Below are 14,907 nucleotides of genomic sequence, written 5' to 3'. Positions count from 1 at the left end.
AACCAGCTGTAAAAACCAGACCACACCACGGGGTGGCATAATCCAGTCAATTCAACCAATTCAATACAATAAATTGGTATCAACAAACTTGGCACACTATTGAGTTCTCAAACAACAGACACACCCGGCACCACCACAACCAATTCAATCGGCCGTGGATCGCTCCGGAGCAACTTTTCAAACTTACCCGGTTTCCCGCCCCGATGCAAATCCATATTCCAGGACCCACACCAGCAGAAAACACATCCCCACCAAACAAAGGCGCTCAAAAGAACAACCAACATTTGGTCTTGAATTAGGGGGTTTGGCCGCCCGCGGTAACCAGCTCTTCGCTGTTCCCCTCGCGGCGACTTAGAAAACAATACACCCACCCAACCCCCACCGCAAATCCACCCCCACAACGGGACCTAACCCCGCCGTTCGGGGCCCAAAGCCGGCATCGGCACCCAAATTCGGGCGCCGCCGTCGTACTTCACTTCTGTGTGCTGCAGCACAACGGAGGGGGCTCGATCACCGACAAGCTCGATTACGGCAAGCCTTAAACGCAGAAGGGCCGGCAACCAAACGGTTGCCGGCCCTTCTCAAGCAGCTGGAATCAGCGGTACTGAATTACCAGGAAGACTTGGTGATGCCCGGGAGCTCACCACGGTGAGCCATGTCGCGGAAGCGAACACGGGAGATACCGAACTTCTGGAAGGTACCGCGCGGACGGCCGTCGATGATGTCGCGGTTACGCAGACGGACGGGCGACGCGTTGCGGGGAAGCTTCTGCAGGCCGAGGCGTGCTGCTTCGCGAACTTCGTCGGTCGAGTTGGGGTCAACCAGAGCCTTCTTCAGTTCGAGGCGCTTTGCAGCGTAACGCTCAACGATGACTTTACGCTGTTCGTTCTTTGCGATCATTGACTTCTTAGCCATGTGTTTAGCGCTCCTCTCGGAATTCGACGTGCTGACGGATCTTGGGATCGTACTTCTTCAGAACCATGCGGTCCGGGTCGTTACGACGGTTCTTCCGCGTCACGTAGGTGTAACCCGTGCCCGCAGTCGACTTGAGCTTGATGATCGGACGTACGTCCTTGTCCTTAGCCATTAGAGCTTCACTCCCCGAGCAAGGATGGCGGCGACGACTACGTCGATGCCGCGTACGTCGATGGTCTTGATGCCCTTTGCAGAAAGCTGCAGAGTGACGTTACGGCGCAGGGACGGAACCCAGTAGCGCTTCTTCTGGATGTTCGGATCGAACCGACGCTTGTTGCGACGGTGCGAGTGCGAAATGCTGTGCCCAAAGCCCGGCTCGGCTCCGGTCACTTGGCAGTGTGCTGCCATGACTTCTCCTCAAGAATTGAATGTAATGATCCGCATATCTGCTGCAGGATCATGCGGCTAAGTGCGACCCAAAGTGATCAGGGTGAACGGTTAGTCACGCAACTTGAGCCCCTAACTACCGGCTACCCTGGAGAAAATTACCGGGCCACCGGAGCAATTGCGCACGCTCCGCGCACTTAGCGCTCACCAAGTCTACGAGTTCATGCAATTAAAGACCAATCCGTGCTCGGACGGTGTATAAGGGGGCGCTGCTTCAGAGGCGCGTGAGCTGGGCGTATTTGGGCTCCAGGCCATCGCCGGAGGATTTGCCGGTGACGCGGCGGACCACCCACGGGCCGGCGAATTCGCGGACCCAGCGGGCGTTGGCGCGGAGGGCTTCGGCCCGGTTCAGCTCGGGCACCGGGGTCATGGGCGGGACCTCGATCGAGTGGTCGTGCTCCAGGACGGTAAGGACGCGTTTGGCCATGTTGGCGTGCCCGGCAGCAGACATGTGCATCCGGTCCTGGGCCCACATGCCCCAGTCGTAGTACTCGTTAAAGCGCCAGTAATCCACCAGCAACGCTCCATGGTCCCCGGCAATGCCGCGGACCAGTTCGTTGTAGATGGCGGTGCGGCCGCGCATGGTGCTGAAGACCTTCGAACCGCGCGCGTCGAAGCCTGTGAACATCACCACCGTGGCGCCGGTGGCCGCCAGCTTGCGGATGCCGGCGTCGTACTCCGCCAGCAGATCGTCGATGTCGATCCTGGGCCGCAGAATGTCGTTGGCACCTGCATAAATGGTCACCAAGGTGGGATTAAGGTCGACGGCAGCGTCCACCTGTTCTGCAATGATCTGGCGGAGCTTCCTGCCGCGGATGGCCAGGTTGGCGTAGCCGAAGCCGGGATCAGCCGCGCCCAGCTGCTCCGCCACGCGGTCCGCCCAGCCGCGCACGCCGTTGGGGCGGCCGGGATCGTCATCCCCGACCCCTTCCGTGAAGGAGTCGCCGAGCGCTACATACCGTGCGGAAAAGTCCATGGCGTCAGTCTTTCATCTGTTGCCGGGAGCAACCAAGACGAGGCCCGCCCGGAGGGTGGCCGTCAGAGCTGCGGCTTAAGGCCGGCTTCCGGTCTCGCGGAGGATCCAGTGGTCATCGTCCAGCCGGGCCACGATCTTTTCGCCGATGCGGGCGAGGTCGTTGACGTCGCGTTCCGTCAGCGCGTCCAGGAACTTGGTGCGCACCGCCTCCACGTGCCCCGGTGCGAGTGCCTCCAAAGTGGCCATCCCGACGTCGGACAGGTGTGCGGTGGTGACCCGTGCATCGCTGGGGTGCGGACGCCGCTCCAGCCATCCGCGCTTCTCCAGCTTGGCAACAACATGGGAGAGCCGGGACAGCGACGAACTCGTGCGGGCGGCCAGCTGGCTCATCGGCAGGAAGCGGCCCTCGGCTTCGGACAGCATGGCCATGACGTTGTAATCGAACAGGGACACCTTGCCAGCGGTGTGGAGCTGGTTGTCCAGGGCAGCCGGCAGGAGCGTGTTGATGCTCAGGAGTGCCAGCCAGGCACGGCGTTCGTCGGCGTTGAGCCAGCGCGGTTCGGTCATGCGTCCATTCTAGAAGCAGAGCGTGGTTGAGCGTTCAAGTGACGCACCAGTTCCCGTGGACCCATCCGGGTAGGCTGACTCTATGTTTGTTGTATCACTGACCTACAAGGTGCCCGAAGACATCGTGGACTATCACCGTCCTGCGCATATGGCGTGGGTTAAGCAGGCGTTCGACGACGGCGTGTTCCTTGCGTCCGGACGCCAGGTTCCCGCTGTGGGCGGGGTGCTGTTGTCCAAGGCCGACCGAACCACACTGGATGCTGCGCTGGCCAAGGACCCCTTCTACAGCAACGGTGTGGCCGAGTTCGAGGTCATCGAATTCACTGCCACAACCGTGGCGGAGGGCTACGAAAACCTGCTGGACACGTAAGCCCCCGGCCCCGCGCCAGCAGGCTCCGGGGAACTGCCCGGCAACCCCGGCAGTTCCCCGGGCGGACCTACTGCTCCACAACCAGCAGCTGGGCCTTGTCCGGCTCCCAGGTCACGAACAGCTCCGCGCCTGGCGCGGGCCGACCCGTCGCATCTGAACTGAGTTCGCGCACCTGGAGCTCGTGGCCGCCGGCCGTGAGGCGGTGGCGCACGGTGGCGCCCAGGTTGGTCGAGGAGACCAGCGCCGCCTTGCCGCAGTTGTCCGTGCCTGCCTTGGAGCTGAACTTGAGGTGTTCGGGACGGATGGACACGGCGTAGTTCTCGCCGGTGACGCCTCGGTCGCGTACACGGCCCAGGCCCAGGCCGCCGAGGTCAACCAGCGCCTCGCCGTCCCTGCGTTCCAGGACGGTGCACGGGATGAGGTTGGTGTCGCCCAGGAAGCTGGCCACCCAGTCCGTGAGCGGGTGGTTGTAGACCTCTTCGGGCGGGCCCGACTGAACGATCCTGCCGTCCTTCATGACCACGATACGGTCGGACATGGCCATCGCCTCGTCCTGGTCATGCGTGACGAAAAGGACGGAGATGCCCAGGCTCTTCTGCAGCATCTTGATCTCTTCCTGCATGTGTTCGCGGAGCCGCTTGTCAAGGGCGGCCATGGGCTCGTCCAGGAGCAGCGCGGCCGGGTTGAACACCAGTGCGCGGGCCAGGGCCACGCGCTGCTGCTGCCCGCCGGAGAGCTGGCGGGGCTTGCGGTCGCCCATCTTGCCCAGCCCCACGCGTTCCAGCGCGCTATCGGCGCGTTGACGCCGTTCGGCCTTGGGCACCTTGCGCATCCGGAGCGCGAACTCCACGTTTTCGCGGGCGCTCATGTGTGGGAAGAGGGCGTAGTTCTGGAACACGACGCCCAGGTTCCGGTCCCGGGGCGGGAGCGAATCCACGGGCTTGCCGTCGATCAGGACGCTCCCGGACGTGTGCTCCTCGAATCCGGCCACCATCATCATGGTGGTGGTCTTGCCCGATCCGCTCGGTCCCAGCAGGGTGACGAATTCGCCGGGTTCCACCACCAGGTCCAGCTCGTCGACGGCAACGACGTCGCCGTACGTCTTGCGGACCTGCCGGAGTTCAATGGAACCCTGCGCGGACGCCGTCGTCCTGGTGCTTGCTGCCGCGGAAATCACTGAAGTAGTCATGGGCCTTCCTTAGTTTGGTGCGGACACGGCCAGCGGCAGCATCCTGGCGGTGGAACGCCGCTTGAGAACGAACATGACCTGGAACAACAGCCCCAGCGTGGCCACAGTGACCAAAAGGGCCGAGGACACCGCGATCTTGGGGGTCAGGTTGAACTGGATGTCGGTGAACATCTTCACGGGCAGGGTGGTGGCGCTGGGCGACTGCATAAACAGCGACATCACGGTCTCGTCGATAGAGACCGAGAAGGCGAACAGCGCCCCGGAAACCAGCCCGGGCAAGATGACCGGCAGGTAGACGTGCCGGAACACGGACAGCCACCCGGCACCCAGGCTCTGCGCCGAATTGACCAGCGCCGGGTTCAGTCCGGCAAGGCTGGCACGCGTGGTCAAGTACACGTACGGGGTGGCGATGACGGCATGCGCGAGGCCGATGGGGAGGATGCTGCCCAGCACGCCTAGCGAAATGAAGAACTGGTAGAACGCCAGCGCCAGCACCACGGTGGGGACGATCATCGGCGCCAGGATCAGCCCGACGACAGCCTGCTGGCCCGGGAACTTGCGTCCATGCAGGCCAATCGCCGCGGTCGCGCCGAGAATCACACCGATCACGACGGCGATCGCTGCAGACTGGAGGCTCGCCGTCAGGGCCGAGGTCCAGGCCTTGTCAGCGAAGAAGCCAGCGACGGCGGCGAACGAGATTCCTTCGGGCGGGAACGTGATGTAGCGGCTGTCGTTAAGGGCAACAGGCACCACAATCGCCGTCGGGACCACCAGGAACAGGAACACCGGAAGGGAAAGCAGCGTCAGCAGTCGCTGCCGGGGATTAGTTGTCTGCATGTTGGCCTCCCGCCTTGAGCACTCGCTGGTAGATGGCAACGAGGATGCTGACCAGCACTGTCAGGATCACGGCCAGGGCCGCGGCCCCGGAAAAGTCGGTGAGCTGGCGCGCGTAGTAGTCGATCTGGTTGGCGATCATCATGTCGCCGGGTCCGCCCATGACCACCGGGGTGATGAAGAATCCGGTGCTGATGATGAACACGAGCAAGCCTGCCGCGGAGATGCCCGGCGTGCTGAGCGGCAGGGTGATCCGGCGGAAGATTGAGGCTTCCTTGGCCCCGAGCGACCGCGCCGCCAGGGCAAGCCGGTCATCGATGGAGGTCAGCGAGGAGAAAATCGGGAACACCGCATACGGGAGCAGGCAGTGAACCATGCCGATGATCACTGCCAGCCGGTTGTGCAGCAGCTCAAGGGGAGCATCGGTGAGGCCCACCGCCTGGAGGAGGGAGTTCACGATGCCGTTGTCCTGAAGCAGCACGGCCCACGCGAAGTTCTTCACCAGGATGCCGGTCCAGAAGGGCAGCAGCACTACGGCGAACAGGATCACGCGGGTCACCGTGCCGGATCGCCACAGCACCAGGGCGATCACGTAGCCGAGGACCACGGTGACGACGGTGGATGCCAGGCTGATGCTCAGGGTGTTGATCAGCGAGCGGATCACCAGCGGGTCTTCGAGGACGCGCTGGTAGGCGTTGCCGGTGAAGCTTGAGCCCACCAGTTTGCCCAGCGGGCTGAGGAACAGTACGACGTCGAAGGCCAGGATCGGGGCCAGCAGCAGCCACCAGGTGGTGCGCCGCCGTCGGGGTTTCTCCTGCTCCGGTGCCGGGGCGCGTCCCTCCGGACGCGCGCGTTGCAAGGTGGCGTTGCTCATGTCAGCTGGCCTGCCACAGCTTGAACTGCTGCTCGGTCTTCTTCAGGTTCTCCGACCACCACTTGTCGTCACGGACCAGGATCTTGTCGGCCAGGCGCGGGCTGGTGGGCAGGGTGTCCGCGACTTCCTTGGGCAGCTTGGACAGCGCCGCGGTGTTGGCCAGGGTCAGGTTGGTGACCGTATCGAAGGCGGCGCCGGCCTCGGCGTCGTTGGACATGAAGTTCATCAGTTTGAAGGCGGCTTCCTTGTTCTTGGCCCCCTTCGGCACCACGAAGTAATCGCCGGCCAGCACCGCGTTTTCCGCGGTGAAGTTCAGCTTGGCGCCATCGTTGCGGGCAGCGTTGATGCGGTTGTTGAAGCTCGTGGACAGCGAGACCTCGCCCGAGGTGAGCTGCTGGATGGGCTCCTGGTTCGCCGCGTGGTACAGCAGGCGGTCCTTGCCGGGGTGGTGGCCCAGCACGCGCAGGGCCCGGTCGACGTCGAGCGGGTAGATCCGGTCGAACGGCACGCCGTCAGCCAGGAGTGCGGCCTCCAGCACGGAGCTGTCCGAGAGCTGGTTGTAGACCGAGCGCTTGGTATCGTACTTGCCCTGGTCGAAGAACTGCGCCCAGTCCTTGGGGGCCTGCGCATCGGGGATGGCCTTCTGGTCCCAGGCCATTACGAACAGGAAGCTCAGGTACTTGATGCCGTACTCCGCCTTGGCGTAGCCGGGCAGGCCCTTGTCGCTGATGATGTCGTAATCGAACGGCTCCAGGAGGCCTTCTGCCACGGCCGTTTCATACTCCGGGGCGGTGATTTCCACGAGGTCCCACTGCACGTCCCCGGACTGCACCTGGGCCTTGAGCGCGGCCAGGCTGGTGTTGGCCAGCAGCGTGGTTTGGATCCCCGACTGCTTGGAGAAGGGGTCCAGAATCGTCTGGGTCAGCTGGTCATTGTAGGAGCCGCCGTAGGAGGTGACCGTGACTGTCTTGTTGGCTGCCGCGCTATCGGCGGGCTTTGCCCCGCAGCCGGACAGTGCCAGGCCTGCGAATGGGGTCAACGCTGCTGCTTTCAGGAGTTTCCTGCGGTCAAAATGAAGGGAACTGTCAGTCATCGCGGTGGTGCCTCTCAAGGCTGGGGCCCTCCCGGCGCACGCCAAAAGACGCCGTGTGCCGAAGGGGCAGGTTGGGGATTCCGCGTTCACGCTGGCATCCCGACGGCGGCGGTTCACGCCCCGAACGGCCCACACAGCGCTGAGCGGACTAGAGCTGACGCGTTGAGTCGTCGTCAGTGCCGCAACAGTATCTGTGATGTTGCACACAAGTCAACAGCTGTTTACAAACCACTTGCTTTCGGGCTGTTCTTGAGCACCGCGTCCCGGTCCATCAGCTTCTTCAGCCCGCGCTTCCGCGGCACCTTGACGGGTTCCGGCCAGCGCGGCGCCAGTGCATCCCCGAGGGTGACGCCCCTTATTTTGCGGCCAAAAAGCGGCAGCACCCAGTCGTTAACCCAACGCCGCTGCCGCTGTTCCCACTCCCGGAGGCTGAGCCGCTCCGGCGGGTCCCAGTCCTTGAGCCGGATTTTGTGGGGCACCCCGAGCTGGTCCAGCACCTGCCCGGCGAGGTACTTGTGGCCCGCTTTGGACATGTGGAGGCGGTCCGAGTCCCACATCCGCCGGTCATGAAAGGCGTCCAGGCACCAGTAATCCACCAGGACCGTCCCGTACTTCGCAGAGATCTCGCGGACGCGCTGGTTGTAGACCGTGTTCCGCTTCTTCAGCAGCTCCAGAACGGCCGAGACTTTGACGTCGAAGCCGGTGAACAGGACCACCGTTGCCCCGGTCCCGGCGAGTCGCGCCACGAGGTCCTCATACTCGTTCATCAGGGCAGCCATGTCCGTGCCGATGTCCAGGATGTCGTTTCCGCCGGCGTACAGCGTGATCAGCGTGGGCCTCATGGCCAGCGCCGGTTCAAGCTGCTCGGTGACGACGTGGCGCAGGCGCTTGCTCCTGATGGCCAGGTTGGCATATTCCCACCCCGGCTCAGCCTTGGCCAGCTTCTCGGCCACCCGGTCAGCCCACCCCCGGACCCCGTTGGGCAGCCGCTCATCCCGGTCCCCGACACCTTCTGTAAACGAGTCCCCCAAAGCAACAAACACCCGCCGGCCCCCACGGTCCGAAAGCAAAGGATTAGAACCCATCCACTGAAAGTAACCGCCCAAAGAAACGCCAAGGTGAACGGACAGCGACAGGATGTGCAGAAGGGTTGAGACCTGGCGGCAGAGTACGAGGGAGGGTTTGCAGTGCCGGGCGCTAGGGGTGTCCATCACGCCGCCGCCTCTGCTCATCGGCAGCCGCTCAGCACTTGTCACATTATTGCGACCGATGGTCACGATCAGGTAACGTTGGCGGCTGGCCCCAATGCAGGGCCCCGGGCGCCCGATCACTGGACCCCGATGCGCCCCCTTCGGCGCCTGCTAGCTCCGGCCCTGCCAAAAGGGCCCAAGGATGCTTTCCGCACTCGTCATCGTCTCAAGTGCATCAGTCGTTTCTTCCCGTCCTAGCCCGGAGGTATCTTGTTCAAGAAAATAGCCATCATAACGACCATGGGTGCTTTGTCCCTGACCGGATGCGGCCTAGCCCCGACGACCAATGGGGCGTCCGCACCATCCTCGGCTGGCCGTACGTCCGCACCTGCCACTCCAGCCCCAACTGCCGCAGCCACGGCGTCCTCAGCCGCAGCGTCACCGGCGCCTACGGCTTCGGGCAGCGACCAGACCCCCGATTCTGCGGCGGCAGCCGTAGCGCCACCGGCGCCCGCGCTTGCCGCTGCCCCCGCCCCGGCCCAGCCGGGGCCCGCAGCCGGCCAGGCTCTCGCCACTACGGGTGACGGTGCCCAGGCAGCTACCGCCTTCGGTTGGGGCCCGGTCCTGACGGGCGACGAATTCTCCAACACCGGCGCACCGGACCGGACAAAATGGAGTGTCTATAACAGTGCAGGGCATGCAGGCAAAGGCGTGCGCAGTCCCCAGGCCTGGTCGGTTGCCAACGGCGTGGCCACCGTCAGCGGAGACGCAGCCGGCACCACGGGCGGCATGTCGGCAAAGTTCGCGGAACAAAAGTATGGTCGCTGGGAAACGCGCATGAAAACCAATGCACGGGACCCGAAATACCACCCGGTCCTGATCCTTAACAACAACGCTGCCCCGAACTGTGCCGAGATCGATTATGCCGAGGGCAGCTCAGTCACCTCCGTGATGAGGTTCTTCCTGCACTACGCCTGTGGTGGAGCGGATTTCCAGACCACAGCGGCGACGCCCGTCGATGGCACCCAGTGGCACAACTACGCGGTGGAGTGGACCCCGGCCGGCATCAGCGGATACGTCGACGGAGTAAAGACCTTCACTGACACGAACCCGGCGCACCAGCCCTCAACCGTAATGAAGCAGACATTGCAGCTGGATTGGTTCCCGGACGGCTCCGCCACCAAGCCCTCGCAGATGCAGGTCGACTGGGTCCGCGTCTACAAGTAAGACAGCCCCTTCCGGCTGGGGGCTACAGCTCGGTCTTACCCCGACGCCAGTACCCCATGAAAGCAACCTGCTTGCGGTCGATCCCCACGTCCCGCACAAGGTACCGCCGCATGTCCTTGATGACGGCAGCCTCACCGGCGATCCAGGCGTAGAAAGGCATGGCGCCGGCCGGCATGGCGGGGTTCTTGGTGGCCTCAATTTCGGCTGTTTCCATCCGCGCGGGGGTCTCCCAGAGGATGTCCACGTCCACATTGACGTCTTCGGGCTCCGGGCCCGCACCGGCGTCGGACGCTTTGATGCCCACCCAGCCGGGAACGGGAACTGCAGTGCGCACTGCCTGCTGCAGCAGCTCGCCGTGCGGGCGTGAGCGGCCAATGGCGGCGCCGCGGGCCAGCCAGGTGATTTCGACGTCGGCGGGCGAGGTGAGATCCAGGAAGTCGCCGGCCTCCGGAACTTCGAGGAAGGCGTGGCCGGTCATGTACGGCAGGAGGCTTTCGAGAATGGCGGAAATGGCGGGGACGGCCGTTTCGTCGCCGGCGAGCAGGACGCGCTGCGCCATTCCGGGCCGCCATTCGATGCCGCCGTAGATCTCAGCGGTGTAGCACTGGGCGGCGCGGTTGTTCGGGCCGATGATGGTGATCGCGTCACCCGGCTTGGCCGCCTGGGCCCAGTTGGCGGCAGGACCGCCGTGGCCGTCGGCGTCGAAGTGCATCACAAAATCGACGTCGATCTCGGGGTAGACCGAATCCAGCCGCGACTCGCGGACGGTGTAGGTCCGCATGGAGCCCCGCACGGCGGGGTCCATGGCGAGCCACCCCTGGTACCAGCCGGTCTTGGCCATTTCGAAGACCGGCAGCGGCAGCCGCGTGCCGTCCTCCGCCAGGGAAGGGATCATCAGCTTGATCCGCAGGTCAAGGGTGTCGCCGTTTACGCCGAAGTCACGCAGGCAGTACCCGCCGAACGTGATCCGCCGGAAGTTGGGGCTCAACTCCTGCACGGACGAAACTGTGACCTCGAAGGCCAGGGTCATGGGCTCAGTGGCGGCGATGTCGCGGGTCTTCATGAAACGAGCTCCAATTCGGTGGCGGTGGTGTGGTGACGGCCGATGGGAATGATCAGGGGGGTGCCCGAGACAGGGTCCGGAATCACCCGGGACTCAAGGCCAAACACGTTGCGGACCAGCGTTTCGGTGACAACAGTTATGGGGTCGCCGAGGGCCACGATCTCGCCGCCCTTCATGGCGATGACATGGTCTGCGTAGCGTGCGGCCAGGTTCAGGTCGTGCAGGACGATGGCCACCGTGGTGCCGCGTTTGCGGTTCAGGTCGGTGACCAGGTCCAGGACTTCCACCTGGTGGGCCAGGTCCAGGTACGTGGTGGGCTCGTCCAGCAGGAGGACGTCCGTCTCCTGGGCCAGCGCCATGGCGATCCAGACGCGCTGGCGCTGGCCGCCGGAGAGTTCGTCGACGTTCCGCTCAGCGAGTTCCAGCGTTTCCGTGGCTTCCAGCGCACGCTGCACCGCGGCGTCGTCGTCCGTACTCCAGCTGCGGAAGAAGCCCTGGTGCGGATACCGGCCCCGGCCCACGAGGTCGCGGACAGCGATGCCGTCCGGCGCGGTGGGATGCTGCGGGAGGAGGCCCAGGGTGCGGGCGAGTTCCCGGGCGGGGCGGGCGTGGATGTCCTTGCCGTCCAGTGTCACCGTGCCGGAGGCGGGTTTGAGGAGGCGGGACAGCCCGCGCAGGAGCGTGGACTTGCCGCAGGCGTTGGCGCCCACAATCATGGTCACCTTGCCCTCCGGGATGTCCGCCGTGAGGCCGTCCACCACGCAGCGATGGTCGTATTTCAGCGTGAGGTCCTGGGCGCTGAGAACAGCCATGTCAGGCATCCTTTCGGTTGGCCGTGACCAGAAGCCACAGCAGGAACGGGGCACCGAGCGCGCCGGTGATAACACCGACGGGCAGCACGGTGCCGTCCAGCAGCAAGGGGGCGAGGTTGGCCGCGACGTAGTCGGCCGTGAGGACAATCAGCGCACCCACCAGGGCCGACGCCGGGAGGCTGGCTTTACGGGTGAAGCGGAGGGCGATGGGACCGGCCAGGAAGGCGACGAAGGAAACCGGCCCGGCAGCCGCCGTCGCCACCGCGGCGAGTGCGACGGCGGTGACCACCACGGCGAGGCGCGTGAACCCGACGCGGATGCCCAGCCCCGCCGCGGCGTCGTCGCCGAGTTCCAGGATGCGCAGCGGCCCGGCAAGGGCGATGACGGCGGGGACCAGGACCAGCAGCGCCAAGGAGAGCATGCCCGCCCGGTCCCAGTTGGCGGAGTTAAGGGAGCCGTTGAGCCAGACGAGTGCGTCAGCTGCCGTGCGGATGTCCGCGCGGGTCATCATGAAGTTGACCACCGCGTGCAGTGCCGCGGCGATGCCCACCCCGGCCAGAATCAGCCGGTTGCCCGCGGCGTTCCCCCGGTTGCCGCCGCCTGAGCCAAGGGCCGGTCCGCGGGAGATGGCGTAGATCAGCGCTGCGATGCCCAGCGCGCCGCCTAGCGCCGCTCCAGACACGGCGGGACCGGTGGCACCGAAGATCACGATGGCGGTGACCGCGGCCGCGCTGGCGCCGTAGCTGATGCCGATCACGTCGGGGCTGGCCAGCGGGTTGCGGAGCATGGTCTGGAACAGGCCGCCGGAGAGGCCGAACGCGGCGCCGATCATCACACCGATGACGGCCCGGGGCAGCTTGTTCTCCATAACAATGAAGCTTGCGCCCGGGATTCTTTCGCCGCCGGTCAGGTGTCCGATGAGGATCTTGAAAAAGTCCGGGATGGTCACGGTGTAGCTGCCCAGGAGCACGTAGACGGCGAACATAACCACCACGCCGAGGGCAAGGGCGGCGGTCCGGTTCACCAGGGTGCGGCTCAGCAAGGATGCGCGAACCGGCAGATAATCCCCTGTTTCGGCGGTTTTGGGCGCGTTATCTGCCAGTTCGCGCCTGGTGGAGGTGTTCACAGTCCGGCCCCCTTGCCACGGCGGATGAGCCAGACGAAGACGGGCGCACCCACGAGTGCGGTCATGATGCCGGCCGGGACCTCGCCGGGAAGCAGCACAACGCGGCCGATGATGTCCGCGCCGAGCAAAAGTGCCGGCGCGAGGACCAGGGAGAACGGCAGGATCCAGCGGTAGTCGGGGCCGGTGAGTGAGCGGACCACGTGCGGAATGACCAGGCCAACAAAGCCGATGGGCCCTGCCAATGCCGTCGCGGAGCCGCACAGCAGCACGATGCCCAGGGCGGTCACCCCACGTGTCAGGCCCACACGCTGGCCGAGGCCGCGGGCAATGTCATCACCCAACGCCAGGCTGTTGAGGATGCGGCCGGTGCCAAGAATAATAAGTGCCCCGACGGCCAGGAACGGGAGGCCGGGGAGCACCACAGCCCAGTCGCGGCCGGCGATCCCGCCCACCTGCCAGAAACGGAAGCGGTCCAGGGTGTCCTGGCTGGAGACGAGGATAACGCTCATCAGGGAATACAGCCCGGCGCTGAGCGCGGCGCCGCTGAGGGCGAGCTTGACCGGCGTCGCACCGTCCCTGCCCATGGACGCGATGAGGTAAACCACGACGGCGGCGGCTCCGGCGCCGATGAAGGCGAACCAGATGTAGCCGCCCAGGGAGGTGACGCCGAAAACGTAGATGCCGGTGACCACGGCCAGCGCGGCTCCGGCGTTGACGCCCATGATGCCCGGGTCTGCCAGCGGGTTGCGGGCTACGCCCTGCATGGCGGCGCCGGCCAGGCCCAGGGCGCCGCCAACGAGGATTCCCAGGACGGTGCGCGGGATGCGCGCGTGGACCACGGCGTGGTCGCCGTTGGCGGGGTCGAACAGGGTGAGCGCCTGCCAGACGGTGGCCAGGGAAAGGCCGCGGGCTCCGATGGCCAGGGAAGCGGCGGCTAACAAAGAAAGTACGACGACGGCGGCCAGCAGCCAGGCGGCCTGCCTGGTTGTGGCCTTCCCCCCGGCGCGAACTGGCAGATAATGCCGTGTTTTTGCGGTTTTGGGGGCATTATCTGCCAGTTCGCGCGCTCCGGCGAGTGCCGTCGTCGTACTTTCCGCCATGGGACGGTACTTACTTCACTGCAGCTGTGACGTTGTCCGCTGCGCGGGCCAGCTGCGGCAGGAACGTGTCCAGCGCCCACGGCAGGCTGAGCGGCGAGGAGGCAGAGATTGCCAGGACCAGGCTCTTGTCCGCGTCGGCAACGAACGCGCCGTTCTTGACGGCCGGAATCTGGCCCAGCAGGGGGTCGCTCTTGACGGCCGCAGCGGTCGCGGCATCCTCAACCGAGCTCAGGAAGATGTCGGCCTCAAGTTCGTTGGCCTTCTCGGCGGACCACGTCGCAAAGAAGTCCTTGGAGCCGGCGGAAGCCTTCTCGGCGACCGGTGCCAGCTTCATCCCGATGGCGGAGAGGAACTTGGGACGGTTGTCATTGGCGGTGTAGAAGCCCGTGGACGTGAGGTCCGCGGGATCTGCGTAGCCGTAGATGAAGCTCTTGCCGGCGATCTGCGGGTACTTGGCAGCTTCCGTCTTGACGGTGGCCTCAGTAGCGGCGATGAGCTTGGTAGCCTCAGCCTCCTTGCCCAGCGCCTTGCCGATGATGGAGGTGGAATCCTGCCATGAGGTTCCGTAGGCAACCTCGGGGTGCGCCACAACGGGGGCGATCTCGCTGAGCTTTTTGTAGTCCTCTTCGGTAAGGCCGGAGTAGGCGGCCAGGATGACGTCCGGGGTGAGCTTGGCGATCTCGGTGAAGTTGATGCCGTCGGCCTCGGAGAACTGGACCGGAGCCTTGTCTGAGCCGAAGCTCGCGCCGAGTTCCTTCAGTGCCGCGTCCTTCCACGGTGTGGAGCCCTGCTCGTTGCCGCCCCATTCGTTCTTGGGGACGCCAACCGGGACAACGCCGAGGGCAAGGGCAACGTCGTCGTTGACCCAGGAAACGGTGACTACGCGCGTGGGCTGTTCCTTGACGGTGGTTTCACCGAAAGCGTGCTTGATGGTGACCGGGAATTGCGAGCTGCTGGAGCTGGAGGGGCTGGCGTCCGAGGTGGAGGACGCGGGGCCTGTGGAGCAGGCGGACAGTGTGAGTGCCGCGGCGGCCAGAACGGCCGTTGCCTTGCCGGCTGACTTGAACAGCGTGCGGCGGGTGGCGCTCGGGCCGGAGAAGAGGGGGGAAGTCACGGAGCTCCTT

General features: G+C 65.0%; 17 protein-coding genes. 2 read left to right on the top strand and 15 right to left on the bottom strand.

Going from position 1 to position 14,907, the window contains the following annotated elements; translation table 11 throughout:
* Positions 1 to 609 precede the first annotated feature (609 nt).
* The 5 genes from rpsN to NFC73_RS10275 form a co-directional block, all read right to left on the bottom strand.
* Positions 610 to 915 carry a 30S ribosomal protein S14 gene (gene rpsN / locus NFC73_RS10295; protein ID WP_026266887.1) on the bottom strand — a complete coding sequence of 102 codons (306 nt, stop codon included), beginning with the start codon at positions 913 to 915 and terminating at the stop codon, positions 610 to 612.
* Positions 916 to 919: 4 nt separating this feature from the next.
* A complete protein-coding gene (rpmG, locus tag NFC73_RS10290; RefSeq protein ID WP_013602737.1) occupies positions 920 to 1,087 on the bottom strand; it encodes a 50S ribosomal protein L33 in 168 nt (55 codons plus the stop codon).
* On the bottom strand, positions 1,087 to 1,323 hold the full coding sequence (gene rpmB, locus NFC73_RS10285) for a 50S ribosomal protein L28 (RefSeq protein ID WP_056342125.1): 237 nt from the start codon (positions 1,321 to 1,323) through the stop codon (positions 1,087 to 1,089). Before rpmB ends, rpmG begins: the two co-directional genes overlap by 1 nt.
* 253 nt (positions 1,324 to 1,576) lie before the next feature.
* On the bottom strand, positions 1,577 to 2,338 hold the full coding sequence (locus tag NFC73_RS10280) for an SGNH/GDSL hydrolase family protein (RefSeq protein ID WP_254749865.1): 762 nt from the start codon (positions 2,336 to 2,338) through the stop codon (positions 1,577 to 1,579).
* 75 nt (positions 2,339 to 2,413) lie between these two features.
* A complete protein-coding gene (locus NFC73_RS10275) occupies positions 2,414 to 2,905 on the bottom strand; it encodes a MarR family winged helix-turn-helix transcriptional regulator (protein ID WP_254749863.1) in 492 nt (163 codons plus the stop codon).
* Positions 2,906 to 2,987: 82 nt separating this feature from the next.
* Between NFC73_RS10275 and NFC73_RS10270 the strand changes: the two genes are divergently transcribed.
* Positions 2,988 to 3,275 carry a YciI family protein gene (locus tag NFC73_RS10270; RefSeq protein ID WP_104063680.1) on the top strand — a complete coding sequence of 96 codons (288 nt, stop codon included), beginning with the start codon at positions 2,988 to 2,990 and terminating at the stop codon, positions 3,273 to 3,275.
* A 67-nt stretch (positions 3,276 to 3,342) separates the two neighbouring features.
* On the opposite strand, the gene NFC73_RS10265 is transcribed toward NFC73_RS10270, so the two are convergent.
* The 5 genes from NFC73_RS10265 to NFC73_RS10245 all read right to left on the bottom strand — a co-directional run bounded on the left by NFC73_RS10265 (position 3,343) and on the right by NFC73_RS10245 (position 8,350).
* Complete coding sequence (locus NFC73_RS10265; protein ID WP_254749861.1) at positions 3,343 to 4,464, bottom strand: ABC transporter ATP-binding protein; 1,122 nt, start codon at positions 4,462 to 4,464, stop codon at positions 3,343 to 3,345.
* Between the two features lie 9 nt (positions 4,465 to 4,473).
* Positions 4,474 to 5,301 carry an ABC transporter permease gene (locus NFC73_RS10260; RefSeq protein ID WP_254749859.1) on the bottom strand — a complete coding sequence of 276 codons (828 nt, stop codon included), beginning with the start codon at positions 5,299 to 5,301 and terminating at the stop codon, positions 4,474 to 4,476.
* Positions 5,288 to 6,172: an ABC transporter permease gene (locus NFC73_RS10255; protein ID WP_254749857.1), complete on the bottom strand. Its 885-nt coding sequence runs from the start codon at positions 6,170 to 6,172 to the stop codon at positions 5,288 to 5,290. The genes NFC73_RS10260 and NFC73_RS10255 overlap by 14 nt, the downstream gene beginning before the upstream one ends.
* 1 nt (position 6,173) lies before the next feature.
* On the bottom strand, positions 6,174 to 7,265 hold the full coding sequence (locus NFC73_RS10250) for an extracellular solute-binding protein (protein WP_254749855.1): 1,092 nt from the start codon (positions 7,263 to 7,265) through the stop codon (positions 6,174 to 6,176).
* 221 nt (positions 7,266 to 7,486) lie between these two features.
* Positions 7,487 to 8,350: an SGNH/GDSL hydrolase family protein gene (locus NFC73_RS10245; RefSeq protein ID WP_254749853.1), complete on the bottom strand. Its 864-nt coding sequence runs from the start codon at positions 8,348 to 8,350 to the stop codon at positions 7,487 to 7,489.
* A gap of 405 nt (positions 8,351 to 8,755) precedes the next feature.
* Here NFC73_RS10245 and NFC73_RS10240 point away from each other — a divergent pair, with 405 nt between their 5' ends.
* The gene (locus NFC73_RS10240; protein ID WP_254749851.1) at positions 8,756 to 9,682 is read left to right on the top strand and encodes a glycoside hydrolase family 16 protein; all 927 of its coding nucleotides are present in this window, start codon (positions 8,756 to 8,758) and stop codon (positions 9,680 to 9,682) included.
* Between the two features lie 22 nt (positions 9,683 to 9,704).
* Here NFC73_RS10240 and NFC73_RS10235 read toward each other — a convergent pair whose 3' ends face one another.
* The 5 genes from NFC73_RS10235 to NFC73_RS10215 form a co-directional block, all read right to left on the bottom strand.
* Entirely contained in the window at positions 9,705 to 10,745 is a 1,041-nt protein-coding gene (locus NFC73_RS10235; protein WP_254749849.1) for a siderophore-interacting protein, read from the bottom strand.
* Positions 10,742 to 11,557 (bottom strand): ABC transporter ATP-binding protein, encoded by an 816-nt coding sequence (locus NFC73_RS10230; protein WP_254749847.1) that lies wholly within the window; start codon positions 11,555 to 11,557, stop codon positions 10,742 to 10,744. Before NFC73_RS10230 ends, NFC73_RS10235 begins: the two co-directional genes overlap by 4 nt.
* Before the next feature lies 1 nt (position 11,558).
* Positions 11,559 to 12,542 (bottom strand): FecCD family ABC transporter permease, encoded by a 984-nt coding sequence (locus NFC73_RS10225; protein WP_254749900.1) that lies wholly within the window; start codon positions 12,540 to 12,542, stop codon positions 11,559 to 11,561.
* Between the two features lie 137 nt (positions 12,543 to 12,679).
* Entirely contained in the window at positions 12,680 to 13,783 is a 1,104-nt protein-coding gene (locus NFC73_RS10220) for a FecCD family ABC transporter permease (protein WP_254749845.1), read from the bottom strand.
* A 10-nt stretch (positions 13,784 to 13,793) separates the two neighbouring features.
* Entirely contained in the window at positions 13,794 to 14,897 is a 1,104-nt protein-coding gene (locus NFC73_RS10215; protein ID WP_254749843.1) for an iron-siderophore ABC transporter substrate-binding protein, read from the bottom strand.
* Between the last annotated feature and the right edge of the window lie 10 nt (positions 14,898 to 14,907).

Origin of the sequence: Pseudarthrobacter humi, assembly GCF_024294965.1 — a bacterium.
GTDB classification, from domain to species: domain Bacteria; phylum Actinomycetota; class Actinomycetes; order Actinomycetales; family Micrococcaceae; genus Arthrobacter; species Arthrobacter humi.
This window is presented reverse-complemented; position numbering and strand designations above follow the sequence as displayed.